This window comes from Enterococcus hailinensis (assembly GCF_045862035.1).
GTDB lineage: Bacteria > Bacillota > Bacilli > Lactobacillales > Enterococcaceae > Enterococcus_A > Enterococcus_A hailinensis.
In genome coordinates this window covers 3,400-5,069 of sequence record NZ_BAAFRV010000041.1, presented here as the reverse complement: position 1 = coordinate 5,069, position 1,670 = coordinate 3,400, and the positions used below count along the sequence as shown (strand labels likewise).

The window sequence follows — 1,670 nt, the reverse complement described above, 5'->3', positions numbered from 1 at the left end:
TTTAAAATTGAGCTTAACAATCGCAAGATTGTTTCAAACACTTTTTATGAGAGTTTGATCCTGGCTCAGGACGAACGCTGGCGGCGTGCCTAATACATGCAAGTCGAACGCTTTTTCTTTCACCGGAGCTTGCTCCACCGAAAGAAAAAGAGTGGCGAACGGGTGAGTAACACGTGGATAACCTACCCTCAAGCGGGGGATAACACTTGGAAACAGGTGCTAATACCGCATAACAAAGAAAACCGCATGGTTTTCTTTTGAAAGGCGCTTTTGCGTCACTTGAGGATGGATCCGCGGTGCATTAGCTAGTTGGTGAGGTAACGGCTCACCAAGGCAACGATGCATAGCCGACCTGAGAGGGTGATCGGCCACATTGGGACTGAGACACGGCCCAAACTCCTACGGGAGGCAGCAGTAGGGAATCTTCGGCAATGGACGAAAGTCTGACCGAGCAACGCCGCGTGAGTGAAGAAGGTTTTCGGATCGTAAAACTCTGTTGTTAGAGAAGAACAAGGATGAGAATAAAAAGTTCATCCCTTGACGGTATCTAACCAGAAAGCCACGGCTAACTACGTGCCAGCAGCCGCGGTAATACGTAGGTGGCAAGCGTTGTCCGGATTTATTGGGCGTAAAGCGAGCGCAGGCGGTTTCTTAAGTCTGATGTGAAAGCCCCCGGCTCAACCGGGGAGGGTCATTGGAAACTGGGAAACTTGAGTGCAGAAGAGGAGAGTGGAATTCCATGTGTAGCGGTGAAATGCGTAGATATATGGAGGAACACCAGTGGCGAAGGCGGCTCTCTGGTCTGTAACTGACGCTGAGGCTCGAAAGCGTGGGGAGCAAACAGGATTAGATACCCTGGTAGTCCACGCCGTAAACGATGAGTGCTAAGTGTTGGAGGGTTTCCGCCCTTCAGTGCTGCAGCTAACGCATTAAGCACTCCGCCTGGGGAGTACGACCGCAAGGTTGAAACTCAAAGGAATTGACGGGGGCCCGCACAAGCGGTGGAGCATGTGGTTTAATTCGAAGCAACGCGAAGAACCTTACCAGGTCTTGACATCCTTTGACCACTCTAGAGATAGAGCTTCCCCTTCGGGGGCAAAGTGACAGGTGGTGCATGGTTGTCGTCAGCTCGTGTCGTGAGATGTTGGGTTAAGTCCCGCAACGAGCGCAACCCTTATTGTTAGTTGCCATCATTTAGTTGGGCACTCTAGCAAGACTGCCGGTGACAAACCGGAGGAAGGTGGGGATGACGTCAAATCATCATGCCCCTTATGACCTGGGCTACACACGTGCTACAATGGGAAGTACAACGAGTCGCGAAGTCGCGAGGCTAAGCTAATCTCTTAAAGCTTCTCTCAGTTCGGATTGTAGGCTGCAACTCGCCTACATGAAGCCGGAATCGCTAGTAATCGCGGATCAGCACGCCGCGGTGAATACGTTCCCGGGCCTTGTACACACCGCCCGTCACACCACGAGAGTTTGTAACACCCGAAGTCGGTGAGGTAACCTTTTGGAGCCAGCCGCCTAAGGTGGGATAGATGATTGGGGTGAAGTCGTAACAAGGTAGCCGTATCGGAAGGTGCGGCTGGATCACCTCCTTTCTAAGGAATATTACGGAGACTACACAGGTTATTTTATTCGTTCAGTTTTGAGAGGTTTACTCTCAATTT

Annotated in this window: 1 rRNA gene; it reads left to right on the top strand. The window is 51.2% G+C overall.

What is annotated here, in order from left to right:
- Positions 1-42 precede the first annotated feature (42 nt).
- A 16S ribosomal RNA gene (locus ACKTSC_RS13225) occupies positions 43-1,601 on the top strand.
- Positions 1,602-1,670: the final 69 nt, after the last annotated feature.